This is a genomic window from Bradyrhizobium sp. Kon58 (genome assembly GCF_055807455.1).
Map to the genome: position 1 here is coordinate 344,526 of NZ_JBVVOT010000003.1, position 24,676 is coordinate 369,201.

The following is a 24,676-nucleotide window of genomic DNA, read 5'->3' on the forward strand; positions in this document are numbered from 1 at the left end:
AGTTTCGCACAGGAGCACTTTAATCAACTGAGGCGGCGCGAAGGGCAGGGTTGCGCCGGATGGAGAGGTAATCCTCCATTGCATGCGCACGCATCAATTCGAGAGCTTTGCGATCACCGCGACCGGCCCGCCACCGGGGGGACCCTGGTGCTCGGCGCCGCCGGAGACGTAGACCGCACCGGTGCCGGCGAGGCCGGCAATCAGGCCGCCAACGGCAGCCCGGGCGTGGCGTGTCGAGCTGATATCGGTATCTTCCAGCATGGTGTGGCGGAAGCCGCGCACGCTGCCATCAGGCGAGGCCTCGGCCTTGGCGAAGATGTTGACGAGCTCGCGGCCGGTCGTCGTCTGCGGCGCGGCACCGAGCCCAACGCTCTCCAGCGCCGCAAGCACCGCGGTGGCGTCGATCGCATCGTCCATCACGGCATGCCCGATCTCGAATTCGCTCGTCGAGGACATCGAATTGCCGAGCACGATGACGACGTTGTGCATCAGCTCGATTCCGGATGAGGTCGAGGCGACGTTCGAGAACAGATCGTAGCGTCGCAGCACGTCGTCGTCGCGTATGTCGGTTGCGATCTCGCCGAGCGCGACCGCAACCCCGAGCGCGGAAGCGCCGCGCGAATAGGCCATCGAACTGTAGGCGCTGGTCGTCGCCGTCTTGTGGCCGCGCGCATTCGCCGCTTCGACGCGCTCGCTGGTGAGCAGCGGACACTTGATCTGCACGAAGTGGACGTCGGCGGGATCGGCGATGCCGGCATCCGCCATCGCGGCCTTCACGGCGTCGGCTGTCTCCGTGATCTGAGCGGAGCGCCCGAGCTCTTCAGGCAGAAAATCCCGTGTGTGTGCCATGCCGATGCTCAGCCGCTTGCCGGAGATGCCTGCCGGGCGCTGCGGGACCTCCCTGCGCGTGAACACGGTGATGTGCGGGCTGAGCACGCCCTCGGTGCCGCCGGACATCACGAAGGCGATGCGCTGCTCGACCTCCTGCGGCGACATGCCGAGCTGCGGCGCCAGCGCCGTGCACAGCGCGGCAACGGCATATTCCCGGGTAAAGTCGTTGACGCCGCCATTGCCTTCGGTCTTGCCGAGGATGGCCAATATGGATGTCGGATCGATCGCGCCGGAGGCGATCATGCTCATCAATCCCGAGACGTCGCCGGGGCCTTTGGTGGCGACCTTGAAGACGCCGACCGATGTCGTCCGCATTTTAGTCCTCACATGGGGTTCAGGAGCCCGGCGGACAAAACAGCCGTCGAACCGGGGCTGCTGTCAAGGTGTCGAGGCAATCCCCACCGTCGTCCTGGCGTTCGCCAGGACGACGGTGGAGTATGTGCGTCGCCTGCGTCGCACCCACGATTGTGGCGAGATCGCATCGCTTCGAGAAAAAATCCCTTGTCGACGATCGTCCGCCGCACCTTGATGAATCAACCCCGATTGGTCCATAAGCGGCGTCCCGCAGCCGGTGGTTCGCCTCCGCGATGCGTGCTTGGATAGAGGGGTTCTCGCGTGGCAAATATCAACCAGAAAATTGCGCAGGAGCTTGGGGTTCGGGCGGAGCAGGTCGAGGCGACAGTGGCGCTGCTCGACGGCGGTGCTACGGTTCCCTTCATCGCCCGCTACCGCAAGGAAGCGACCGGTGCGCTCGACGACGCGCAATTGCGCACGCTGGAGGAACGCCTGGGCTACCTGCGCGAGCTCGAGGACCGCCGCAAGGCCATCCTCGAATCGGTCCGCGAGCAGGGCAAGCTCGATGCCGCGCTGGAAGCCTCCATTCGCGCCGCCGACAGCAAGGCGCGCCTCGAAGACATCTATCTGCCGTTCAAGCCGAAGCGCCGCACCAAGGCCGAGATCGCCAAGGAAGCTGGCCTGGAGCCGCTCGCCAATCAGCTCATGGCCGAGCCCACCAACGATCCGAAGGTCGTCGCCGAAGCCTTCGTCAATGCAGAGAAGGGCGTTGCCGATGCCGCTGCGGCACTCGACGGCGCCCGCGCCATCCTGGTCGAGCGTTTCGACGAAGACGCCGATTTGATCGGCGCGCTTCGCGAGGAGGTGTGGACCAATGCGCGCATGGCCTCCAAGGTACGCGACGGCAAGAAGACCGAGGGCGAAAAGTTTGCCGACTATTTCGAGTTCTCCGAGCCGCTGACGAAGCTGCCCTCGCACCGCATCCTCGCGATGTTCCGCGGCGAGAAGGAAGAGATCCTCGATCTCCAGATCCAGGCCGAGGTCGAAGCATCGCCCCCGGGCGTGCCGAGTGTCTATGAGCTGAAGATCATGAAGCGGTTCGGCATCGCCGACCTCAAGCGCGCCGGCGACCGCTGGATGATCGACACCGTGCGCTGGGCCTGGCGCACCAAGATCCAGGTGCATCTCAACATCGACCTGCGCATGCGGCTGTGGAATGCCGCCGAGACCGAGGCCGTGCGCGTGTTCGCCTCCAACCTGCGCGACCTCCTGCTGGCCGCGCCCGCGGGCACCCGCGTCACCATGGGCCTCGATCCCGGCTTCCGCACCGGCGTCAAGGTCGCCGTCACCGACGCGACCGGCAAGGTGGTGGATACCGCCGTGATCTACCCGCACGAGCCGCAGCGGCAGTGGAACGAGGCGCTTGCGATCCTCGGCAAGCTCGCATTGAAGCATCGCGTCGAGCTGATCGCGATCGGCAACGGCACCGCCTCGCGCGAGACCGACAAGCTCGCGGCCGACCTCGTCAAGGGCCTGCCCGACTTGAAGATGACCAAGATCGTGGTGTCGGAAGCCGGCGCGTCGGTTTATTCGGCCTCGGCTTTTGCCTCGGAGGAATTGCCTGATCTCGACGTCACCTTGCGCGGTGCGGTGTCAATCGCGCGGAGGCTTCAGGATCCGCTCGCCGAGCTGGTCAAGATCGAGCCCAAGGCGATCGGCGTCGGCCAGTACCAGCACGACCTCGGCCAGGCCAAGCTCGCCAAATCGCTCGACGCCGTGGTCGAAGACTGCGTGAACGCCGTTGGCGTCGACGTCAACACCGCGTCCGCTCCGCTGCTCGCGCGCGTATCGGGGGTCGGTTCCGGCCTCGCCTCGAGCATCGTGGCACACCGCGACGCCAACGGGCCGTTCAAGTCGCGCAAGGCGCTGAAGGACGTGCCGCGGCTCGGCCCCAAGGCGTTCGAGCAGTGCGCGGGCTTCCTGCGCATCCTCGGCGGGGAGGACCCGCTCGACGCCTCCGGCGTGCATCCGGAAGCCTATCCGGTGGTGCGCCGGATTCTCAGCGCCACCAAGAGCGACATCAAGGCGCTGATCGGCAGCAGCGACATCGTTCGCACGCTGAAGCCGAAAGACTTCGTGGACGAGACGTTTGGTCTGCCGACCGTCACTGACATCCTGCGCGAGCTCGAGAAGCCCGGCCGCGACCCGCGTCCGGCGTTCAAGGCCGCTGTGTTCATGGATGGCGTCGAGGAGATCAAGCACCTCAAGAAGGGCATGATCCTAGAGGGCACCGTGACCAACGTCGCCGCGTTCGGCGCCTTCGTCGATATCGGCGTGCATCAGGACGGGCTCGTGCACATTTCGGCGATGTCCAAGACCTACATCAAGGATCCGCGCGAGGTGGTGAAGCCCGGCGACATCGTCAAGGTCAAGGTGCTGGACTTCGAGGTCGCGCGCAAGCGCATCTCGCTGACATTGCGCCTCGACGACGAGGTCGGCGCCAAGAAGGACGCGCCCGGCATGCAGCGGGACAACAGCCCACGCAACCCCTCCCGCATGACTTCGTCGGCCCCGCGCCAGCAGGAATCTTCCGGCGGCGGCGGCGGTGCGCTCGCCGAAGCGCTGCGCCGCGCGGCGGAGAAGAACGGCGGCAAGCGGGCGTGATCTTCAACCTCTCCCCGCTCTTTGCGGGGAGTGGTCGGAATTCGCGCGAAGCGCGAATTCCGGGTGAGGGGCAGGGCAACCTGCGAACCGGATCAAAGATCCTCCGAGTCCCCACGCGCTGCACCCTCCAATTCAAAATCGAATTCATGGATGCAACCCCTCACCCCACCCTCTCCCCGTAAGAACGGGGCGAGGGAGTGAGAGAGCGATGTCTCCCTGACACCCGCGTCAGAATCTGGCGCATTTGTAAGTTGAAGGAGGCCGCGCCTTCTCCTCATTTGATCCTCCTCGCGCGGCCGACGTGTCGCCGCGCAGCACGGAGGATGCTTCGATGGACAACAGGCTTCTCAAAGGCCTCACCGCGGTGACGATCGCAGCGGTGATGGCGCTCGCTTCACCGGTGCTCGCCAGAGGTGGCGGTGGTGGCGGTCATGGCGGATTCGGCGGCGGCGGGCATTTCGGCGGTGGTGGGCATTTCGGTGGCGGTATGCACGCCGGTGGCTTCGGCGGCATGCATGTGGGCGGCATGGGCGGTGCGCGCTTTGCCCATGTTGGCGGAGCAGGCTTCGGTGGACCGCGCTTTGCGCATGGCGCGATCGGACCACGCTTTGCCGGTGTCGGCTGGCACGGCCACCATGCCTTCCACCACCATCACTTCCGTCGTTTCGCCGTCTTCGGTGCGCCCTATTACTATGCCGGCTACAATGACGGCTGCTGGCGCAGGAGCTTGACGCCCTATGGGTGGCAATGGGTCAATGTGTGCGGAGACTCTTGGTACTAGCATCGCCGTACCGCACCATTGTCGCGATCGTCATCGGGCGGTTCCGCTCAGCCCCGGAACGGGATAGTCTGGTGGCGATCGTCGCTCGGAGTTTGTCATGTCCGGAGGTCACCGCCGCATTCTGGTCGTCGAGGACGATGCGGAAACCGCAGGCCAGCTCGTCGAGGAGCTGACGATTTCCGGCTACGACGTCGATCTCGCCGCCACGGGGCGCGAAGCCCTCAGCCACGGCGCCGCGCGCGACTATGCCGTGATCACCATCGACCGGATGCTGCCCGACATCGACGGCATCAGCGTGATGCGCCAGTTGCGCGACGACGGCATCGCCGCGCCGTTCCTGATCATCTCCGCACTTGGCGAAGTCGACGACCGCGTGCGCGGCTTGCGCGCCGGCGGCGACGATTATCTCGTCAAGCCGTTCTCCTTCACCGAATTGCTGGCGCGGCTGGAGGCACTCGGCCGGCGCAGCGACACCGTTGCCAAGGAGACGATCCTGCGGGTCGGCGATCTCGCCATCGACCTGATCGCGCGGAGCGCGAGCCGCCGCGGCCGGAAGATTCCGCTGTTGCCGCGGGAATTCCAGCTGCTCGAATATCTCGTCCGCAACGAGGGCCGCGTCGTCTCGCGTGCGATGCTGCTCCAGCATGTCTGGGATCTGCACTTCGATCCCTCCACCAACATCATCGATGTCTATGTCGGGCGCGTCCGTCGCAAGGTCGATGATGCCCAGGCCTATCCGCTGATCCACACCATCCGCGGCATCGGATATTGTCTCCGTGCTCCTGGCTAAAACGCTCCGCTCCTCGACCTTCCGCCTTGCGCTGATCGCGATCGCGGCGTTCGGGCTGATCGTCGCGGCGATCATGGCCTATGTCTATTTCGGCACGATCGCCTATGTGCAGAACCGTGTCGGAGATGCCGGCGATCACAGCGGCTTCACCGCGATGATCGAGCTCGCAATGGTCGCTGTTGCGGTGCTGATGCTGGTGCTCGCGGGGCTCGCCGCGGTGCTGGTGACGCGCCGTACGGTCGGGCGAATCGAGGAGATCAACGCCACCAGCCGCGCCATCATGATGTCCGGCCTCGACCAGCGCATTCCCTTGCGCGGCAGCCACGACGAGTGGGACCGGGTCGCCGAAAACCTCAACCAGATGCTCGACCGCATCGAGACGCTGATGAGCGAAGTCAAGCAGGTCAGCGACAACGTCGCCCATGATTTGCGCACGCCGCTGACGCGCATGCGCGGCCGGCTGGAGAAGGCCTATCACGCCCCGCGCAACGGCGAAGCCGACGCGACGCTGATCGGCGACACCATCGCCGATCTCGACGCCGTGCTCGGCATGTTCGCCTCCATCACCCGCATCTCGGAGATCGAGACCCGAGCCCGCCGCAGCGCGTTTCGCACCCTCAATCTCGCCGAAATCGCCGGCGAGGTCGTCGAGCTCTACGATGCCGCCGCCGAACAGGTCGCGACGCGGCTCAGCCTGGGCGGCGACCGCGAGGTGGCGATTATTGGCGATCGCGACCTGCTGTTCGACGCCATCGCCAATCTCGTCGACAACGCGATCAAGCACGGCTGCAAGGGCGGGCAGGTGACCGTTATCTGCCGCAGTGCCAACGAGGGGGCAGTGATCGCGATCGTCGACGACGGTCCGGGCATTCCGGCGGATCAGCGCGATCACGTGTTCAAGCGCTTCTACCGGCTCGAACAGAGTCGCTACACCCCCGGTAACGGCCTCGGCTTAAGCCTGGTCGCCGCGGTCGCCCGCCTCCATGGCGCCGAGATTGCCCTGCACGACAACGCGCCGGGCCTGACGGTCCAGCTCAGCTTCCCGCCGCATCCGCCCTAGAGTTCGATCACGCCGCGGCGTGCCGCATGTGCCACCGCATCGGTTCGGCCGGTGGCGTCGAGCTTGTCGAGCAGCGAGCCGACATGGAATTTCACGGTGTGGACGGAAATGCCGAGCTGACGCGCGATCATCTTATTGGAGCCACCTTCCGCCATCAACGCCAGCACATCGAGCTCGCGCTGTGTCAGCGCGATGTCCTCAGGCATGATGCGCGGATCGCGGGTGACGATCGCCGCTGCGGCCTTCTCGCCGGGTTCGGCGAGGCGAAGCCCGGCGATATTGCCGAGCAGAGCCGCCAGGCGATCGGCGAGGACGGGATCGTCGATCTCCAAAGCCAACACGATCTCGGGCGCGATATCCTCGCTCACGCCGCCGGCCTCTCGCCGATCGTGACCTTGAAGCTGACCGGCTCGCCGCCGCGGCGCGCCGCGATATCGACCACCGCGCCCACGCTCGCCGGACCAAGCGTCCGCGACAGCGCGCGTACGCCGGACAGCTTCTGGTCGTTGACGGCGACGATGACGTCGCCCTGGCGGATTCCGGCCGCCGCCGAAGGGCCGGCCTTGTCGACATTCATCACCATCGCGCCGACGCCGTCGTCGAGCCGGACCGGCTGCAGCCCGAGGCCGAGATATCCGCGTGCGATGCGGCCGCGCGCCTCTAACTGGGCCGCGACCCGCTCGATCGTCGCCGTCGGGATCACCAGCACACGCCTCGGGCCGAGTACGGCCATGCCGAAGGCTTCGCCCGATGGATCGAGCGCGAGGCCGCCCTGCTGGCTGGAGCGCAAGCGGACGTCGAGCTCGATCCGCGCATCGATATCGCCGCCGCGCAAGGAGCGCCAGCTCTTGCCCGACAGCGACACCATGCCGAGCGCGGCGCTCGGCGTATCGCGGTTGGTGGCGACGACGACCGACAACGCACCCAGGGGCGGCACAATTGTGGCCAGCTTGACCGGGGTGATCGCGCTATCGGTACGCAGCAGTGCGATATCCGTCGTATGGTCGCGGCCTGCAATCGTGGCGGCTGCGGTGCTGCCGTCGGGGAGGCCGATCTCGACGTCGCCCTCATCGGCCAGCGCCTCGTCGGCGGTGACGATCAAGCCCGGCTTCCAGACGAAGCCGGTGGCGCGGGAGCGATGCGAATGGACGGCAACGATGGACGGCGCGGTGCGGGACACCACATCCGCGAGCGCGGACGACAGCGAAGTCAGGGGAGTTGAGTCGGTCATGGCAGGCTCCTGTAAGCTGTCCTCAATCTGGGATGTCGCGGGCGATCGCGTAACTGGCCGCATGGCCAGGAAATAAGCAGGGAAGCTGGTCCGTAAGACCACGGCCGACGAACATGTGATTGGGAGCCGCTCACGGCAACGTGTAGCAATCGAGAAATTGCGCCGCACGGCCCTAAACCTTTCAGCGAGCTGACCAATGACCATCGACCTCACCCGCCGCACCCTGCTTCAACTCGCCGGCGCCAGCTCGCTGGCCATGGCGGCGGCGGGCGCGGCGCGCGCCGAGGGCGCACCACAGGGCGGTGGGCCGACCTATGCCAGTCGCACGCCGATGCGGGTCGGCATGGTGACGCTCCGGGTGAAAAATCTCGACAAGGTTGCGGACTACTACCGCGACGTCATCGGGCTCACCGTGATGGAGCGCTCTGCCAGCGCCGCCAAGCTCGGCACAGCCGGTATCACGCTGCTGGTGCTCGAGGCCCGCCCCGATGCCGCAATCGAGCCGCGCAACGCCGCCGGCCTTTACCACACCGCCTTCCTGATGCCGACCCGCAAGGACCTGGCGCGCTGGCTGGTGGCAGCCGCTTCGCATCGCGTGCCGCTGTCGGGCTTCGCCGATCACCTCGTCAGCGAATCCGTCTATCTCGATGACCCCGAAGGCAACGGCATCGAGGTCTATGCCGACCGCGATCCCTCGCAATGGCAGTGGAGCGAGGGCAGCGTGAAGATGGCGGCCGACGAGCTCAACATTCCCGACCTGCTGTCGCTGACCAATACGCGCGTGCCTGATTATGCCAAGGCGCCGGACGGTCTGCGCATCGGCCACATGCATCTGCGCGTTGGCGACCTCGCGCAGGCGCAGAATTTCTACCACGGCACGATCGGACTCGACCCGACCCGCAGCCGCAACGGCGCCGCGTTCCTGTCGTCGGGCCGCTACCACCATCACCTCGGTATGAACGTCTGGCAGAGCCAGGGTGCCGGCCAACGCGACGATCAGGCAACGGGGCTCGCCTGGTTTTCGCTGGTGACGGAGAAGCCGGACCTGCTTGCCGCGCAGGACGAGCGCCTGCGCAAGGGCGGCGCGAAAGTCACGGCACTGGCGAATGGCGTGGAGGCGGTTGATCCCTGGGGCACGCGAGTGCGGCTGATCAGGGTTTGATCGCCGGCGCGAGCGTTGGTAAGACCGGTCAGGTGCAAGCCAGTTTCCGGAATTTACAGCTGACATGTCCGAATTTCGCGGCGTCTTCCCTTATCTCGTCTCGCCCGTCGATGCCGATGGCGCGGTGCGGACGAACGTGCTCGCAAAACTCTGCGACGATCTGATCGGCGCCGGGGTGCATGGGCTGACGCCGCTGGGCTCGACCGGCGAGTTCGCCTATCTCAACGCCGCCCAACGCACCGCAATCGTGCAGACCACGATCGAGGCGGCAAGGGGGCGTGTGCCTGTTGTCGCGGGCGTCGCCTCCACCTCGACGGCGGACGCCGTGGCGCAGGCGAAGGCGTATCAGAAGCTCGGCGCCGACGGCATTCTGGCGATCCTGGAAGCCTATTTCCCGCTCGCCGATGCCCAAATCGAATCCTATTTTCGCGCCATCGCGGATGCCGTGGACATCCCCGTCGTGATCTACACCAATCCGCAATTCCAGCGCTCCGATCTCACCCTCGATGTCATCGCGCGGCTCGCCGAACATCCGCGCATCGGCTACATCAAGGACGCCTCGACCAACACCGGCCGGCTGCTCTCCATCATGAATCGCTGCGGCGACGCCTTGCGGGTGTTCTCGGCCTCCGCCCATATCCCGGCCGCCGTGATGCTGATCGGCGGGCTCGGCTGGATGGCGGGGCCCGCCTGCATCATCCCGCGCCAGAGCGTCGCGCTCTACGAGCTCTGCAAGGCCGGCCGCTGGGACGAGGCGATGGCGCTCCAGCGCAGGCTGTGGCGCATCAACGAGGCTTTTGCCCGTTTCAACCTGGCCGCCTGCATCAAGGCCGGCCTGGCCTTCCAGGGCTACGACGTCGGCGATCCCGTCCCGCCGCAGGCCGCACTCACCGCCGATGCGCGCAAGGTCGTGGAAGCGGCCCTGCGGGAGCTGGGCTAGGCGTCCATAGGACGGCTTTGCTTCCGCTCGCCTATGCCCCGGCATGACGAAATCGTGGATATACCGCCCAAAACCGCGGCTGGCCTCGCATGCCTCGATCCGCTAAAAGGCGGCCGCATTTGAGAGATTAAGGGACCCCACGGAATGAACATTCTTCCCGGCAATTTGCGTTTCGGAGCGGGGCAGCCCGTCAAGCGTTTGGAAGACCAGCGACTGCTCACCGGGAAGGGGCAGTTCATCGACGACAAGCCGGAAGATGGCGCGCTGTGGTTGTACCTGCTGCGCTCGCCGCATGCCCATGCGAAGATCGTCTCGATCGACACCAGCGCGGCGGCTGCGATGCCCGGCGTGACCGCGGTCTACACCGGCGCCGACCTCGTCAAGGACGACATCGGAATCATCCCGACTTTGAGCATCTTCAAGCGCCCCGACGGCAAGCCGATGACGGTGCCGCCACGCCGCCTGCTGGCGCACGACATCGTGCGCTATGCCGGCGAGGCCGTGGCCGCCGTAGTGGCCTCCTCGCGTGCCGACGCGCAGAGCGCGGCCGAAGCGATCGTGGTCGAATATGACGTGCAGCCGGCGGTGGTCGATCCCGTCGAGGCGGTCAAGCCCGGCGCGCCATTGGTGTGGCCGGAGGCGCCCGACAATATCGTCGGCGCGATGAGCTATGGCGATGCTACCAAGGTGGACGAGGCTTTTGCCAAGGCGGCGCATACCGTCGAGCTCGATCTCGTCAGCCAGCGCCTGGTGCCGTCTGCCATGGAGCCGCGCTCGACCATTGCCGAGATCGACAAGACCTCCGGCCGCCTTCTGCTGCATGTGCAGTCGCAGACGCCCGCCTCGACCCGCGACGTGCTGGCCGAGGCCGTGCTGAAGCGTCCGAAGGACAGCGTGCGCGTGCTGGTCGGCGATATCGGCGGCGGCTTTGGCCAGAAGACCAACCTCTATCCGGAAGATGGCATCGTCGCCTATGCCGCGACCAAGCTGAACAAGAAGATCCGCTGGCGCGGCGACCGCACTGACGAATTCGTCGGCGGCACTCACGGCCGCGATCTCACCTCGACCGCTTCCTTCGCGCTCGACGACAAGGGCAAGGTGCTGGCTTATCGCGTCAGCTCGATCGGCTGCACCGGCGCGTATTCGTCGGGCGCGGCCAACATCATTCCGCTGGTGCTGGGGCCGTTCGTCCAGACCGGCGTCTATGATTTGCCGCTGGTGCATTTCGAGGTGAAGTCGGTGATGACCCACACCGCGCCGGTCGGCGCCTATCGCGGCGCGGGCCGGCCGGAGGCCGTGTTCATCGTCGAGCGCCTGTTCGACGCTGCCGCGCGGAAAATCGGCATGGATCCGCGCGCGATCCGGAAAGCCAACTACATCAAGCCGGGGCAACTGCCTTACACCAACGCTGCGGGGCAGGTTTACGATTCCGGCGCCTTCGCGCACATGCTCGATCGCGCTGTGAAGCTTGCGGATTGGGACGGCTTTGCCGCGCGCAAGAAGGCGGCGAAGAAGAAGGGCCTGCTCTATGGCCGCGGGCTCACCTCCTATATCGAATGGACCGGCGGCCGCGCCCACACCGAAAAGGTCAGCCTGCACGCGACCTCGGAAGGCCGCGTCGTCCTGCATTCCGGCACCATGGCGATGGGGCAGGGGTTGCAGACCACCTACACCCAGATGATCTCCGACACGCTCGGCATTGCCATGGACAAGATCGACGTGGTCCAGGGCGATACTGATCTGGCGACGGGCTTCGGCAGCGTCGGCTCGCGTTCGCTGTTCGTCGGCGGCACGGCGGTCGCGGTCTCCTCCAACGATCTGATCCAAAAGGCGCGCGAGAAGGCGGCGAACGTGCTGGAGACCTCGATCGAGGACATCGAATATCAGGGCGGCCTGCTCACCGTGGTCGGTACCGACCGCCGCATCAGCCTGTTCGATCTCGCCGAGAAGGAAAGTGGCGCGAAACTCAGCGTCGATTCCGAAGGCGAGGTGGATGGTCCGAGCTGGCCGAACGGCACGCATATCTGCGAGGTCGAGATCGATCCGGAGACCGGCGTCTCCAAGGTCGTGCGCTACACCACCGTCGACGACGTCGGTGTCGCCGTGAACCCGATGCTGGTCACCGGCCAGATCCATGGCGGCGTGGCGCAGGGTATCGGCCAGGCGCTGTATGAGGGCGTGACCTATGATGCCGACGGCCAGTTGCTCACCGCGAGCTACCAGGACTATTGCATCCCGCGCGCCGACGACGTTCCGCCGATCGTGGTGACGCTGGACGATTCCGCGCCCTGCCGCACCAATCCGCTCGGCGCCAAGGGCTGCGGCGAATCCGGTGCCATCGGCGGCCCGCCTTGCGTCACCAACGGCGTGATGGATGCGCTCGCCGAGCTCGGCATCACCCAGCTCAACACGCCGCTGACGCCGCAGAAGATCTGGCAGGCGATCCGGGACGCGAAGGTGGGGTAGTTGAGCCCGCGCTGTGGCGGCGATCTCCGCCGTCGTCCCGGCGAAGGCCGGGACCCATAACCACCGAGTCTAATTTGGTGACGGCTGGTGGTGACCAGCTTCGCGCTACAACTTGGTCACGGCGTATAGGTCCCGGCCCCCCGTGCGCAATTGCGCACTAGGCCGGGACGACAGTGAGAATGTAGCGCCAGTGCCCCTCAAATCCCCAACATCATCTTCGCAATAATATCGCGCTGAATCTCCGAGGTACCGCCGAAGATCGTATACGCTCGCCCGTTGAGATATTCCGGCACCACCGTCAGCATCTCCTCCGGCATCGCCGGCTCATGGTTGAGCCTGTAGAGCGGGCGCATCGGCTCGACCGCGAGGGCGTCATGGCCGATCACGTCGGCGCCAAGCCGGGTCACGGCCTGCCGGATCTCGCTGTTGCGCAGCTTCAGGATCGACGACACCGCGCCGGGATTCTGGCCGGTCTGCAGTGCCGAGAGCACGCGCAGCTCGGTCATCTCCAGCGCGTCGATGTCGACCTCCACCTTGGAGATGCGCGTCGCGATGTCGGGACTGTCGATCGCGCGGCCCGTCAGGTCGGACTCGGCAAGCTCCGCGACCGCCTTCAGCCCTTCGCGCAATTTTGCCGATGCGATGCCGGAGCCGCGTTCGAACTCGAGCAGATACTTGCCGTAGGTCCAGCCCTTGCCTTCCTCGCCGACGCGGTTCGCCACGGGAACGCGTACATCGTCGAAGAACACCTGGTTGACCTCGTGGTCGCCGCCGATGGTGAGGATCGGGCGCGTCGTGATGCCCGGCGTCTTCATGTCGATCAGGATGAAGCTGATGCCGTCCTGCTGCCGCGGGCCGTCGCTGGTGCGCACCAGCGCGAACATGCGGTTGGCGTGGTGGGCATGCGTGGTCCAGATCTTGGTGCCGTTGATGATGTAGTCGTCGCCGTCGCGCACCGCGCGCGTCTTCAGCGAGGAGAGATCGGAGCCGGAGCCCGGCTCGGAATAGCCTTGGCACCAATAGTCCTCGCCGGCGAGAATCCGCGGCAGGTAGAAGTTCTTCTGCTCAGGCGAGCCGAAGCCGATGATGACGGGGCCGACCATCTTCACGCCCATCACGTTGACATTGGGCACGCCGGCCCGCGCGCTTTCAGTCTCGAAGATCCAGCGCTGCGCCGGCGTCCAGTCGGGACCGCCATGCTCGACCGGCCAGCCCGGCGCGCCCCAGCCGCGGCTGTGCAGCGTGCGCTGCCAGGCCATGCCGATATCGGGGTCGGAGAACACCGACGGCGTCAGCGCGGTCGCGCGCTTCATCTCCTCGGTGAGATTTTTGGCAATGAAGCCGCGCACCTCGTCCTGGAAGGCGCGCTCTTCGGCATTGAAGGACAGGTCCATGAGGCTCTCCCAGTGTCAGGCTGGCACCGTGGTGCGGCCAAGCCGGGCGTGGCGGCCATAATGGTGGGCGCTGCCGCCGAACAGCGTGTCGAACGCGATCAGCCGCTTGAAATAAGCGCCGACCTCGAGCTCCTCGGTGACGCCCATGCCGCCGTGAAGCTGGATCGATTGCTCGCCGACGAAGCGCGCGGATTTGCCGATCTTCGCCTTCGCGCCCGACGCGGCCCGCGCGCGCTCGACCGGATCGGCATCGACCTTCAGCGCGGCGCGCAGCGCCATCGAGCGCGCCTCGTCCACCTGCACCGCCATGTCGGCGAGGCGGTGGCGGATCACCTGGTTGGCCGAGAGCGGCCGGCCGAATTGCTTTCGAATTTTTGTGTACTCCAGCGTGGTGTCCAGCAGCACCTGCATGATGCCAACGGCCTCGGCACCGAGTGCGGCCATGGCGCGATCAACGGCCCATTCGATGGCCGGCAGTGCGTCATGCCCGTTGCCGAGCAAGGCATCCTCCGGCAGTTGCGCATCCGACAACTCGATGTTGCAGGCGCGCCCGCCGCCGAGCCGCTCGTAATCGGAGATCGCAACATTCGGAGTCGTCGCGGGCACCAGGAACAGGCCGATCCGCGCCGATGGCCCCTGATGATCGTGGATATGCGCGGAGACGATGATCTCGTCGGCGGCATGGCCGTCGAGCACGGCAATCTTGCTGCCGGCCAGGCGCCAGCCTTGCGCCGTCTTGTGGGCGGTGGTTGCGACCTTGGCAAGATCGAACCGCGCCGCGCGCTCGGAATGCGCGAACGCGAGCTTCAACGATCCCTCCGCGATCTTCGGCAGGATGGCCTGCTTCTGCGTCGTGCTGCCGCACCGCTCGATCAACGCAGCGCCAAGCACGACCGTCGCGATATACGGCTCCGACACCAGCCCGCGGCCGAAGGCGTCCATCAAAATGCCGATCTCGACCGCGCTGCCGCCGAGCCCGCCAAACTCTTCCGCGATCGGCAATGCCAGCCAACCGAGCTCGCCGAATTGCGTCCACACCGCCGGGCTGAAGCTGAGCGGATCGTTCGCCATCCTGCGGCGGTGAGCGGCATCGTAGCTTTCGGCCACGAAGCGCTCCGCGCTTTCGCGCAGCAGCCGTTGCTCGTCGGTGAGATTGAGATCCATCGTATCTACTCCGCGGCGGCCGGCGGTTTGCGCACGGAGGGGTGCAGGCCGGATGGATCGACCACCATGCCGAATTCCTGAAGATTATGCGCGTGACAGAGCTGATGCAGCGCAAAGGCCTGGTCGATTGCGGCCGGTTGGCCCATCACGTCAACCGAACGATTCACGGCTTCCTTGGTCAGTTTCAGCGCAAAGGACGGCTTTGATGCGATCCGGCGTGCCAGCTCCAGCACCTGCGATGAGAGCTCCGCGCGCGGCACGACCTTGTTGACCATGCCGAGCTGGTGCGCCTCCTGCGCGCTCCAGCTGTCGGCCGTGAACAGAAATTCCTTGGCCTTGCGTGGCCCGAGCTCCCAGGGATGCACGAACCATTCGACGCCGCAGACACCCATGGTGACCACGGGATCGCAGAACTGCGCATCGTCGCTGGCGACGATGAGATCGCAGGCCCAGGCCAGCATCAGGCCGCCGGCGATGCACTTGCCGTGCACCTCTGCAATGGTCGGCTTGGCGAGGTTGCGCCAGCGCCGTGTGATCTGGAGATAGATCTCCTGCTCGCGCGCGAAGCGGCCATGAGCATTTGATTCGGCGAAGCCGCCCCAATTTCCGATCGGCGGAAAATCGACGCCCGCTTCATTCTTGCTGCCGGGTCGCAAATCATGGCCCGAGGAGAAGTGCGGGCCGTTGCCGGCCAGAATGATCACCTTGACCGCGTCGTCCTGCACCGCCTCATCGAAGGCAGCGTTGAGATCGTAGGTCATTTGCAGGTTCTGCGCGTTGCGCGCGTCGGGCCGGTTCATGACGACCCGGGCAATCGCCGGCTCCGGCCTCTCCACGAGGATGGTCTCGAACGAACTCATCGCATTCCCCTGGCGTTCCCGACCCGGTATTATTGTTCCCTCAAGTTGACTATTACAGCCGGGATTAAGCAAGAGGCTTGCGTACATCGGCTGCCTTTGGCGGCTTCGGCCGTGACGCAAGATGTCTGGCATCTCGCGCGCGCAATCTGGTAGCTTGCGCCCGATTCCACCGGGAGAAATTTGATGCGGAAGATCCTGACCGTACTGGCGGCGCTGGCCTCGTTGAGCCTCACCAATTGCGGCTATAACGCGATCCAGAGCGAGGACGAGCAGATCAAGGCCAATTGGTCCGAGGTCGTGAACCAGTATCAGCGCCGCGCCGATCTCGTGCCGAACCTCGTCAACTCGGTGAAGGGTTTTGCGCAGCAGGAGAAGGATGTGCTGCTCGGCGTCACCAATGCCCGCGCCAAGGTCGGCAGCATCCAGGCGACGCCCGAGGTGCTGAACGATCCCGCCGCATTCCAGAAATTCCAGGCGGCGCAGGGCGAGCTCTCCGGCGCGCTGTCCCGGCTGCTCGTGGTCACCGAGAACTACCCGCAGCTCAAGTCGGATGCGCTGTTCAAGGATTTGATGTCGCAGCTCGAAGGCACCGAGAACCGCATCACCGTGGCGCGCAACCGCTACATCAAGGCGGTGCAGGACTATAACGTCACCATCCGTTCGTTCCCGAGCAACGTCACCGCGATGATGTTCGGCTACAAGGAGAAGCCGAACTTCTCGGTCGGAAACGAGAAGGAAATCTCCACCGCACCGAAGGTCGATTTCAATCCGGCCCCCGCGCCGTCGAAGTAAGTGCGCGCTATTTTGCGCATGCGCGCAGCCCCACCCACCGCCGTCATTCCCCGCGAAAGCGGGGAATCCAGTACGCCGCGGCTTCACCGCATCCCGCTGGCGTCTCTGGAATACTGGATCGCCCGGTCGAGCCGGGCGATGACACCGAGTGTGTGGTGGCGTGTTGCGATCATAATCGCGCTCCTGTTCACCTTTGCGCTTCCCGCCTCAGCCGATGTCGCCATACCCCAGCTCACCGGCCGCGTGGTCGATCAGACCGGCACGCTCTCCAGTGGCGACATCGCCGCACTGTCGCAAAAGCTGCAGGACTTCGAGACCCGCAAGGGCAGCCAGCTCGTCGTCCTGATCGTGCCGACGACGGATCCGGAGACCATCGAGCAGTTCGCGATCCGCGTTGCGGAGGCCTGGAAGATCGGACGCAAGAAGGTCGACGACGGCGCCATCCTCGTGGTGGCCAAGAACGACCGGCATTTGCGCATCGAGGTCGGTTACGGCCTCGAGGGCGCGCTCACCGACGTCACCTCGCGGCGTATTATTGACGAAGCGATCACGCCGAAATTCAGGAGTGGCGATTTCGCCGGCGGCATCACGGCGGGCGTCGACCGCATGATCCGCGTCATCGATGGCGAGCCGCTGCCGACGCCCTCGCGCAGCGTGAATTTCGGCGATTGGAACGACATCGAGCCGCTTTTTTTCTTTCTGCTGTTCGGCCCGCTGGTCATCGGCGGCATCCTGCGCTCCATGTTCGGGCGGCTGTTCGGTTCGGGGATAACCGGAGCGATCGTTGGTGTCATCGCCTGGTTCGTGATCGGTTCCGCGGTCATTGGACTGGGCGTCGGTTTGCTCGGCGCCGTCCTGACGTTTATCGCCGATCTATTTGGGGCGGGATCGGGCACGGGGTCCTCGCGTCGTGGCTCGTGGTCGAGCGGCTCGTCATCCGGCGGCTGGAGCAGCGGATCGTCATCGAGCGGCGGCTTCAGCGGCGGTGGCGGCAGCTTTGGCGGCGGCGGTGCTTCGGGGAGCTGGTAGGTCATGAGCATCAGGCGCATCACCCGGCATCTGCTCCAGCATCATTGGCGTGCCAAGCAGGTGTTTCCGAAAGACGTGCTCGACCGCATCGAGCAGGCGATCAAGCGTGGCGAAGCCATGCATTCCGGACAGGTGCGGTTCGTGGTCGAAGGCGCGCTCGACGGCGGCCCGCTGTTTCGTGACCAGCCGGCGCGCGAGCGCGCGCTCGACGTGTTCTCGCAACTGCGCATCTGGGACACCGCGCACAACAACGGCGTCCTGATCTATCTCCTGCTTGCCGACCGCGATGTCGAGATCATCGCCGACCGCGGTATCGATGCGAAGGTTGGCGCCGAGGGTTGGGAGAAAATCTGCCGCGCGATGGAGGCGGAGTTCACGTCAGGGCAATTCGAACGCGGCGTGATCGACGGGATCGAGGCGGTATCCCAGGAGCTGGCAAAGCATTTCCCGCCGCAGGGCCCGCATGCGAACGAGCTGCCGGATGCGCCGGTGGTGATGTAGTCGCTACAAGCAGGCGGTGATGGAGCCCCGCTGTCGTCCTGGCGAAAGCCAGGACCCATTACCCCAGGGAGAAGTTTGGCGAAGATTCATCGTTCGGTACGCCTGCTGCGTACAACCGATAAACCTCGCGGTATGGGTCCTGGCTTTCGCCAGGACGACGTTGTGGGGGCATCGGTGCTTCGCCTCGCCGGCACACGCAGCCGCACGCCCCCCTAATCGTCCAGCTTGTTCAAATCCCGCACAGACTGCATGATTGGCTCGAAGTTCGAGCGCGCATCCAGCGCGTCGAACAATTGCGCGGTGTCGTCCAATAGACCATGCGACCGCGCGATGGCGATGCGCACGTCTTCCTGTGGCGTGTCCGACAGCCGGCCGTGGCCTGATAGCAGGATCTTCGCGTTCAATCCTTTGAGCCGCTCCAGCGATTCGATGTAGTCGGCGATGCTGCCCGAGCCGAACACGCCGCCCATCACGCCGCCGGGCATGAGCGTATCGGCGGCGAACAACAGCCCCTTGTCCTGGTCGAACAGCGTGATGCAGGCCGAGGTGTGTCCCGGCGTGTGCATCACGTTGAGACGGAAATTGCCGAGGTCGATCAGATTGCCCTCTTCGAGCCAGATGTCGATATTGACAGGCACGTTCGGCTCGTTGAACATCTTGCGCAGCATCGAGAAGTCGTCGCGCAGCATGATCTTGTTGGCTGCGAGGCGATGGGCGGCTACGAAGGTGCGGCGTTCGTTGAAGTGCCAGGCCGCGCCGATGTGGTCGAGATGCTCGTGGCTGAGAACCACCATGTCGATCTTCTCCGGCGGGCAGCCGACAAAGTTCAGGCATTCGACCATCGCCGCATAATTGGAGGACAGCCCGGTATCGATCAGGATGGTCCGCGCCGAGCCGCGCACGAGATAGACGTTGGCGGCACGATTGGAGAAACGGATCTGGTAGACGTCGTCCGCTGCCTGGATCAGCGAGCAGGTGTCGTTCTTCATCAGGACCGGAAAGGCCGTCGGCTTGCCGTCGCTCATGATTGGGCCGCCCGGTAGCTGACCGCGTTGGCGGCGCGCAGGCGCTTCGACAGCGCATCCATCACCATCAGCGCAAACGCCGGCTGCTGGCTGACGAGATAGACGAAGCGGGCGTGGTTGACCCTCATCACCCTGGTGTTCGGCGCCGCCGCGATCGCGGTCGCCGAACGTGCGGAGCCGTCGATCACGGCCATCTCGCCGAAGAATTCGCCCTTGCCGAGTTTGATGATGCTGGTCTTGCTGGCGCCGCTGATCTTGGCGATCTCGACCTCCCCGTCGAGGACAACGTAAAGCTCGCGGCCGGTCGAGCCCTCCTCGAAGATGATGTCATCGATGCCAAACTCGTTGATGCACTTCTCGATCGTCATGACACCCCCCAAGGGCCTCTGCAGCCGTTCTGGCTGACAGGCAGTCATGTTAGCGGGGTAACAGGGGCGGGCAAACAGCCTGTTCTGGCGGGAGCGTGGCCTGCCGCAGGGCAGCATCGGCTGACAATTTGTTGCACAGCGCCACACCGGTTCCACGTTCCCGGCCCAATTCGGCCCCGGAAGACTTCCTAAAATTTCGGTAAGCGGGTCCGGAGGTAAGGAATTCGCAAGCAATGAAAGTTACCAAAAGGTCAACCGAGACTGGAGTATTTGAGCCGTGAGCGAACCAATGCCCGAGCGGGCCGCCCAGGATACTGGCGTCGTCGAAGCCGCAGCGACCGTGCCACAGGCCATCGAGGCTGCCGCCGGCATCGAGGCCCCCTCGATTGCCCCCGACCACGAGACGCCGCCGAAGCCCGACCCGGTCAAGATCGAGCCGCCAAAAATCGAGGCATCGAGGATCGAGGCGCCGAAGTTCGATGTCAAGGCCGAGACCAAGCCTGAGACCAGGTCCGAGCCAAAGCCCGGCAAGCTCATCGTCATGACACCCGCGGAGCGGTCCTGGGACCGTGAGGAGTTTGCGCCGCATGTGAAGGCGGACGAGCCACGCGAGACCGGCGGCAAGCGCCGCCTGTCGGCCATGGCCGCGGTGGTAGCGATTGCGGCCAGTGTCGGCGCCATCAGTGGCGCGCTCGCGACCGCAGGGATGATGCACTTCGCAAGCCCCGCGCCGGCACAGGTTGCCGACACCAGCGCGCTGGAATCCTCGGTCGCCCGGATCGATGCCGATGTCGTCGCGCTCAAGGCCAATGTCGAGCATACCTCCAAGACCGGCCTCGGCCAGTTCAACAGGACCAACGACCGCCTCGACAAGCTCGAGAAGGCGCAGGCCGAGCCGATGGCCAAAATCGCGAAGCTGTCCGAGACCGTCGACAAGCTCCGTGCCACCCCGCCGGCGGCGCCCGCCCAAGCCGCAGCCGCCGTGCCGGCCCGTGAGACCACCGGCTCGATCGCGCCGACCCAGGTTGCGACCGCCGCAGCTGCGCCGGCTCCCGCCGCACCCAAGACCGAGGTCGGCCGGTTGCCGACCGTCGAAGGCTGGGTGCTGCGCGACGTCTCCAACGGCGGCGCACTGGTCGAAGGCCGCAATGGCCTCTACGAGGTTTATGCCGGTGACCCCATTCCGGGCGTCGGCCGTGTCGATGCGATCCGCCGCCAGGACGGCCGCTGGGTGGTCGTCACCAGCAAGGGGCTGATCGTCGCGCGCTGAGCGACCCATATCAGACTTTCGAAGAGGCGCTTCACCACCATGTGAAGCGCCTTTTTGCTTGAATAGCGATCCCTGCGCGGTGTTACCTGAAGCATGAGCCGCGCCTTGCGAATTCTCGTTGCCGCCGCCGTGTTTTTCGGCGGCATCGTGTCGTTGTTGGCCGCGGAGAACGCGCAACTGGCGCGCGGCACGGCGATCACCGATCCCGATCTCCTGCGCGAGCTCGACCAGCACGATGCGCTCACGATCTCGCGCCTGTTGTGGCCGGAGCGGAACGCGAACTTTCCGCTGACGACCGATCTGATGTTCTCGTGGCTGTCGCAGCTCAAGGAAATTCGCCCCGCAATCGACGCCGAGATCGACCGTTACGTCGCGCGGCAGAAGGCGGCATATCCGACCGAGACCATCGGCGTCGGCGAGGGCTTCGACGTACAATTGTTCGATCGCGCCAATCTGAAATCCCGCGACACCCGTTTCGTGCTGGCCGGCATCGTCAACCGCATGGACCGCGCCTATGTCTCGGAAGACTCTTGCGGCGAGATCAGGCTGATCTATCGTCTCGCGCGTTTCGAGACCAAGCCGGATAGCGGCAGGACAGCCACGCGGCTGCCGATGACGCTCAATCTGGTGATGAAGGCGCGCGACGCGCGCCAGATGGACGGGAACGGCAAGCCGATCACCTGCGCCGAGGTCGCGCGACGCTGGCTCGGCAATGGCGACTGGCAGGGGCTGATCGGCAGCGACTTCTTCCCTTACGACGCGATGCTCGATCGCATCGAGACCAATGTTCAGATCTCGGTTGCAGCGAAATCGGCGCTGCACGACTTCCGCTCCGACTATCTGCTCAAGGTGTTCAAGTACGACGCTGCCTCGAAGACCTTCGAGGAATCGACGCTGGAGAACCAGATCGACCGCGACCGCATTCTCGCCGACAATGATCTCCGGCGCGACTTCAGGGATTGGCTGCTCGCGTCCGATCATCTTCGCGACTTCGATCGCGGCACGGTGCTGATCCCGGAGAAATTCCTCGCCAAGGCTGCAATCGTGCCGACGCCGGCCGGCCTCGATGCTTCTCCGTTGCAGCCGGAGTTCGGGATGATGCAGGGGGAGGGCAACGGAGAGGGGCAAGGCGAGCCGCTCTTCTCCGACAGCGACGTAGTTGGGGCGCTGAAGCAGGCGGCGGCGCGTGGCATCGATCTGCAGAACGTCCGCTCGGTCGCGGGCTTCCAGCGCCGCCTCAACGACGTCACTTGTTCCGGCTGCCACCAGACCCGCGGCATCGGCGGCTTTCATTTCCCCGGCGTCGATTGGCTTGCGGACAAGCCGTCCATCGCCACCATCGTGCCGGCCTCGCCGCATTTTCTTGGCGACCAGGTCCGTCGCCGCGACATCCTGACTGCGATGGCCGCAGGCAAACGTCCTGATTTCTCACGTGGATTTGCCAGCCGACCGCAGACCCGCGGCAGCACTGAGCTGGCCGGGACCGAATATCAGGACGGCTGGGGCGCGCATTGTTCCCTGGAAAATGCGGGATCGGGATCGGCCGACAGGAGTTTTACGTCATGGAGCTGTGCTAAAGGATTGACCTGTCAGGCTGCCGCGGCCTCGCGCCGCATCGGCATGTGCTTCATCAAGACGCGTTAAGCCCACAAGCGATTTGGATGACCCATGACGAATACGAGCGACGCCAACAAGGAGCGCAATCGCGAGATCGCGCAGAATGAAGAGGCCAAGCAGGTCACCGGCAGCATCCGCGTCAGCACCTGGGCGGTCGCTTTCGTCGTCATCATCGGTGGAATCCTGTTTACGCTCGGCTGGCTGGCGCTGAAGTAGACGGCGCTCTCACTTCGCGTAATTTGTCATCCGCTTGCCGGGCAGCAGCTCGTAGGCCGGCTGCCAGCCGGGCAGTGCGGCCATGCGGCCAAGCCAGGCGTGGATGGCGGGATAGCTTTCCGCGAAATCGAAGCCGTGCTCGTCGCTCGGATAGTGCAGATAGGCCATCATCGAGATATCGGCGACGGTCGGCCTGGTGCCGATCGCGAATTCATTGTGCTGGAGATGGCCGGCGAGAATGCCGAGGAAGTCTTCGAGCCGCCTGCGAAAATGTTTCAGCACCTGCGGATCGTTGTTTTGCGTGAAGGCGCGCATGAAGCGATAGGTCGCCATGTAGCCGGTGAGCTTGTGGTTGTCCCAGAACAGCCAGCGCAGCAGCTCGAACTTTTCCTCCTCGGTCTCGGCACCGAAACGCCCGTACTGCTCGGCAAGCTTGAGCAGGAGAGGCGCGGTCTGCGTCATCTTCACACCGTCGACCTCGAGCACGGGAATCTCGCCCATCTCGTTCACGCTCTTGCGCCATTCCGGCGTGCGCGTGACGCCGCCGCCAAAGTCGGTCCAGACCGGCTCGAACCTCTCGCCACAAAGCGTCAGCATCAGCGCCAGCTTGTAGCTGTTGCCGGATTCGGGGAAGTAGTGCAGGCGGTAGCTGGGCATGGGACCTCGCGATGACGGTGATTGTTGAAGCAAGCTATTCCCTTACGGTCGTCCCGGCGAAGGCCGGGACCCATAACCACCGAACGTGGTTTGGCGAAGACTTGGAGTTGCCCGGTTTGCGCGACAACTCTCACTCTGGAATATGGGTCCCGGCCTTCGCCGGGACGACAAGTAGATGCAGCGAGCCGCGGCCCTTACCCCACCGCCCCCTGCGACCGCAGCCGCTTGATCGCGGCGTCGTCGTATCCCGCGCCACGCAAAATCTCGTCACTGTGCTCGCCGACGCCGGGCGGCTTGCGCGGCTGCACTTTCTTGGCGCCGTCGATCCAGATCGGGCTGGAGATGGTGAGCATGGTGTCGTTCTCGAACGGCACCAGAACTTCGTTGTCGAGCATCTGCTTGTCGTTCGGGATATCGTCCAGAATGCCGACGATGCCGAACACCAGCCCGTTGCCGTCGAGGATCTTGCGCCATTCGGCGAGATCCCTGGTCGCAAAGGTCTCGTCAAAGATCTCGATGAGCTCGATCGAGCGGGCGTGACGGTCGGGTTTGGTGGCGAAGCGCGGATCGGTGATGAGGTCTTCGCGGCCGAGACATCTGGCCAGCGTTGGAAACTGTTTCTCCTCGCTCAGCAGCGACAGGATCAGCCAGCGGCCGTCCTTGCATTGGTAGTGGTTGGCGACTGCGTTCAACGCGCGTTCGCGCGGCCGCCGCTCGGCGAATTTGGCGCCGCAGAGCTTTGCCTGCGCCAGCACGCTCGCAGCCCACACGCCGTTTGCCATCAAATTGGAGGCGACATGCGAGCCCTTGCCGGTCTTCTCGCGCTGGTACAGCGCGGTGACGATCGCGCCATAGAACGCCATCGCGCAGGGATGGTCGCCCATGCCGGCGACCGAGCGGGCCGGCGTCGTGTCGGTGTCGGCGCGGACGAGGTCCATCAGGCCGGAGCGCGCCCAATAGGCGTTGCTGTCGAAGCCGGGCTTGTTGGCCTCTTCGCCTTTTTCGCCATAGCCAGTGAAGGAGGCGTAGATCAGGCGATCATTGAGATGGGCGAGATGGTCGTAGGTGATGCCGAGCTTGGCGCGCACCGGCGGCGGCATGTTGGTGATGAAGACGTCGGCCTCTTCCACGAGCTTGTAGAGCACGGCCTGCGCCTCGGGCTTTGCGAGGTCGAGCGCGATGCTCTTCTTGTTGCGGGCCTCCAGCAGCCAAGCGAAATTGTGCTCGCTGGTCGGATAGCCCGGAATGTTGGGCAGATTGCGGTAGGGATCGCCGGCACCGGGCGGTTCGATCTTGACGACATCGGCGCCGAAATCCGACAGCACGGTCGCGGCCGCTGGCGCTGCGATGAAGCTCGCGCAATCCAGCACCTTGAGCCCTGCAAAAATGCCCTTTTCCATCGCCGAATTGCTCCCTCACTCGTGTCGTTTCCCGCGCGCTGGAATTGGCGAGGGCACGTTACGGGCAGCATTAGACCGATGTTTCGGCGGGATGCAACGCTCCT

23 protein-coding genes are annotated in these 24,676 nt (G+C 65.0%); 13 read left to right on the forward strand and 10 right to left on the reverse strand.

Annotated features, from left to right (window positions below; all coding sequences use genetic code 11):
* Positions 1-93 precede the first annotated feature (93 nt).
* Positions 94-1,206 carry a cyanuric acid amidohydrolase gene (gene atzD, locus AC0L20_RS08080; protein ID WP_473288107.1) on the reverse strand — a complete coding sequence of 371 codons (1,113 nt, stop codon included), beginning with the start codon at positions 1,204-1,206 and terminating at the stop codon, positions 94-96.
* Positions 1,207-1,506: 300 nt separating this feature from the next.
* Between atzD and AC0L20_RS08085 the strand changes: the two genes are divergently transcribed.
* The 4 genes from AC0L20_RS08085 (at position 1,507) to AC0L20_RS08100 (ending at position 6,480) form a co-directional block, all read left to right on the forward strand.
* Positions 1,507-3,849 carry a Tex family protein gene (locus AC0L20_RS08085; RefSeq protein ID WP_473288109.1) on the forward strand — a complete coding sequence of 781 codons (2,343 nt, stop codon included), beginning with the start codon at positions 1,507-1,509 and terminating at the stop codon, positions 3,847-3,849.
* A gap of 331 nt (positions 3,850-4,180) precedes the next feature.
* Positions 4,181-4,630, forward strand: coding sequence for a hypothetical protein (locus AC0L20_RS08090; RefSeq protein WP_473288110.1), 450 nt, complete (start codon positions 4,181-4,183; stop codon positions 4,628-4,630).
* 97 nt (positions 4,631-4,727) lie between these two features.
* Entirely contained in the window at positions 4,728-5,420 is a 693-nt protein-coding gene (locus tag AC0L20_RS08095; protein ID WP_007596553.1) for a response regulator transcription factor, read from the forward strand.
* Positions 5,407-6,480, forward strand: coding sequence for a sensor histidine kinase (locus AC0L20_RS08100; RefSeq protein WP_473288111.1), 1,074 nt, complete (start codon positions 5,407-5,409; stop codon positions 6,478-6,480). The genes AC0L20_RS08095 and AC0L20_RS08100 overlap by 14 nt, the downstream gene beginning before the upstream one ends.
* On the opposite strand, the gene AC0L20_RS08105 is transcribed toward AC0L20_RS08100, so the two are convergent.
* Entirely contained in the window at positions 6,477-6,848 is a 372-nt protein-coding gene (locus AC0L20_RS08105) for a response regulator transcription factor (protein ID WP_247358052.1), read from the reverse strand. The two genes, AC0L20_RS08100 and AC0L20_RS08105, sit on opposite strands and share 4 nt — an antisense overlap.
* The gene (locus AC0L20_RS08110; RefSeq protein WP_473288112.1) at positions 6,845-7,711 is read right to left on the reverse strand and encodes a S1C family serine protease; all 867 of its coding nucleotides are present in this window, start codon (positions 7,709-7,711) and stop codon (positions 6,845-6,847) included. Before AC0L20_RS08110 ends, AC0L20_RS08105 begins: the two co-directional genes overlap by 4 nt.
* A gap of 196 nt (positions 7,712-7,907) precedes the next feature.
* Between AC0L20_RS08110 and AC0L20_RS08115 the strand changes: the two genes are divergently transcribed.
* The 3 genes from AC0L20_RS08115 (at position 7,908) to AC0L20_RS08125 (ending at position 12,279) form a co-directional block, all read left to right on the forward strand.
* Complete coding sequence (locus AC0L20_RS08115) at positions 7,908-8,873, forward strand: VOC family protein (RefSeq protein WP_473288113.1); 966 nt, start codon at positions 7,908-7,910, stop codon at positions 8,871-8,873.
* A gap of 64 nt (positions 8,874-8,937) precedes the next feature.
* A complete protein-coding gene (locus AC0L20_RS08120) occupies positions 8,938-9,813 on the forward strand; it encodes a dihydrodipicolinate synthase family protein (protein WP_473288114.1) in 876 nt (291 codons plus the stop codon).
* A 144-nt stretch (positions 9,814-9,957) separates the two neighbouring features.
* On the forward strand, positions 9,958-12,279 hold the full coding sequence (locus AC0L20_RS08125; RefSeq protein WP_473288115.1) for a xanthine dehydrogenase family protein molybdopterin-binding subunit: 2,322 nt from the start codon (positions 9,958-9,960) through the stop codon (positions 12,277-12,279).
* A 197-nt stretch (positions 12,280-12,476) separates the two neighbouring features.
* Here the strand turns inward: AC0L20_RS08125 and AC0L20_RS08130 are convergent, their stop codons facing one another.
* From AC0L20_RS08130 to AC0L20_RS08140, 3 genes are read right to left on the reverse strand one after another with little or no spacing between them, the layout of a single operon-like run.
* Positions 12,477-13,673: an acyl-CoA dehydrogenase family protein gene (locus AC0L20_RS08130; protein WP_473288116.1), complete on the reverse strand. Its 1,197-nt coding sequence runs from the start codon at positions 13,671-13,673 to the stop codon at positions 12,477-12,479.
* A 15-nt stretch (positions 13,674-13,688) separates the two neighbouring features.
* Positions 13,689-14,837, reverse strand: coding sequence for an acyl-CoA dehydrogenase family protein (locus AC0L20_RS08135; RefSeq protein WP_473288117.1), 1,149 nt, complete (start codon positions 14,835-14,837; stop codon positions 13,689-13,691).
* Positions 14,838-14,842: 5 nt separating this feature from the next.
* Complete coding sequence (locus tag AC0L20_RS08140) at positions 14,843-15,697, reverse strand: enoyl-CoA hydratase (protein WP_473288118.1); 855 nt, start codon at positions 15,695-15,697, stop codon at positions 14,843-14,845.
* 183 nt (positions 15,698-15,880) lie between these two features.
* On the opposite strand from AC0L20_RS08140, the gene AC0L20_RS08145 reads away from it, so the two are divergent.
* The 3 genes from AC0L20_RS08145 to AC0L20_RS08155 all read left to right on the forward strand — a co-directional run bounded on the left by AC0L20_RS08145 (position 15,881) and on the right by AC0L20_RS08155 (position 18,019).
* Entirely contained in the window at positions 15,881-16,489 is a 609-nt protein-coding gene (locus AC0L20_RS08145; protein ID WP_027520238.1) for a LemA family protein, read from the forward strand.
* Between the two features lie 138 nt (positions 16,490-16,627).
* Positions 16,628-17,518: a TPM domain-containing protein gene (locus tag AC0L20_RS08150; protein WP_473288119.1), complete on the forward strand. Its 891-nt coding sequence runs from the start codon at positions 16,628-16,630 to the stop codon at positions 17,516-17,518.
* Positions 17,519-17,521: 3 nt separating this feature from the next.
* A complete protein-coding gene (locus AC0L20_RS08155) occupies positions 17,522-18,019 on the forward strand; it encodes a TPM domain-containing protein (protein ID WP_473288120.1) in 498 nt (165 codons plus the stop codon).
* Between the two features lie 212 nt (positions 18,020-18,231).
* Here the strand turns inward: AC0L20_RS08155 and AC0L20_RS08160 are convergent, their stop codons facing one another.
* The gene (locus tag AC0L20_RS08160; RefSeq protein ID WP_473288122.1) at positions 18,232-19,044 is read right to left on the reverse strand and encodes an MBL fold metallo-hydrolase; all 813 of its coding nucleotides are present in this window, start codon (positions 19,042-19,044) and stop codon (positions 18,232-18,234) included.
* Entirely contained in the window at positions 19,041-19,412 is a 372-nt protein-coding gene (locus AC0L20_RS08165; RefSeq protein ID WP_473288123.1) for a Crp/Fnr family transcriptional regulator, read from the reverse strand. Before AC0L20_RS08165 ends, AC0L20_RS08160 begins: the two co-directional genes overlap by 4 nt.
* 289 nt (positions 19,413-19,701) lie before the next feature.
* Between AC0L20_RS08165 and AC0L20_RS08170 the strand changes: the two genes are divergently transcribed.
* The 3 genes from AC0L20_RS08170 to AC0L20_RS08180 all read left to right on the forward strand — a co-directional run bounded on the left by AC0L20_RS08170 (position 19,702) and on the right by AC0L20_RS08180 (position 22,515).
* Entirely contained in the window at positions 19,702-20,682 is a 981-nt protein-coding gene (locus AC0L20_RS08170) for a hypothetical protein (RefSeq protein WP_473288203.1), read from the forward strand.
* Between the two features lie 93 nt (positions 20,683-20,775).
* Positions 20,776-22,326, forward strand: coding sequence for a hypothetical protein (locus tag AC0L20_RS08175; protein ID WP_473288124.1), 1,551 nt, complete (start codon positions 20,776-20,778; stop codon positions 22,324-22,326).
* A gap of 24 nt (positions 22,327-22,350) precedes the next feature.
* Positions 22,351-22,515: a hypothetical protein gene (locus tag AC0L20_RS08180; protein ID WP_473288125.1), complete on the forward strand. Its 165-nt coding sequence runs from the start codon at positions 22,351-22,353 to the stop codon at positions 22,513-22,515.
* 9 nt (positions 22,516-22,524) lie between these two features.
* Here AC0L20_RS08180 and AC0L20_RS08185 read toward each other — a convergent pair whose 3' ends face one another.
* Positions 22,525-23,172: a glutathione S-transferase family protein gene (locus tag AC0L20_RS08185; protein WP_473288126.1), complete on the reverse strand. Its 648-nt coding sequence runs from the start codon at positions 23,170-23,172 to the stop codon at positions 22,525-22,527.
* Between the two features lie 194 nt (positions 23,173-23,366).
* Positions 23,367-24,572, reverse strand: a complete 1,206-nt coding sequence (locus AC0L20_RS08190) for a CaiB/BaiF CoA transferase family protein (RefSeq protein WP_473288127.1) — start codon at positions 24,570-24,572, stop codon at positions 23,367-23,369.
* Positions 24,573-24,676 lie beyond the last annotated feature (104 nt).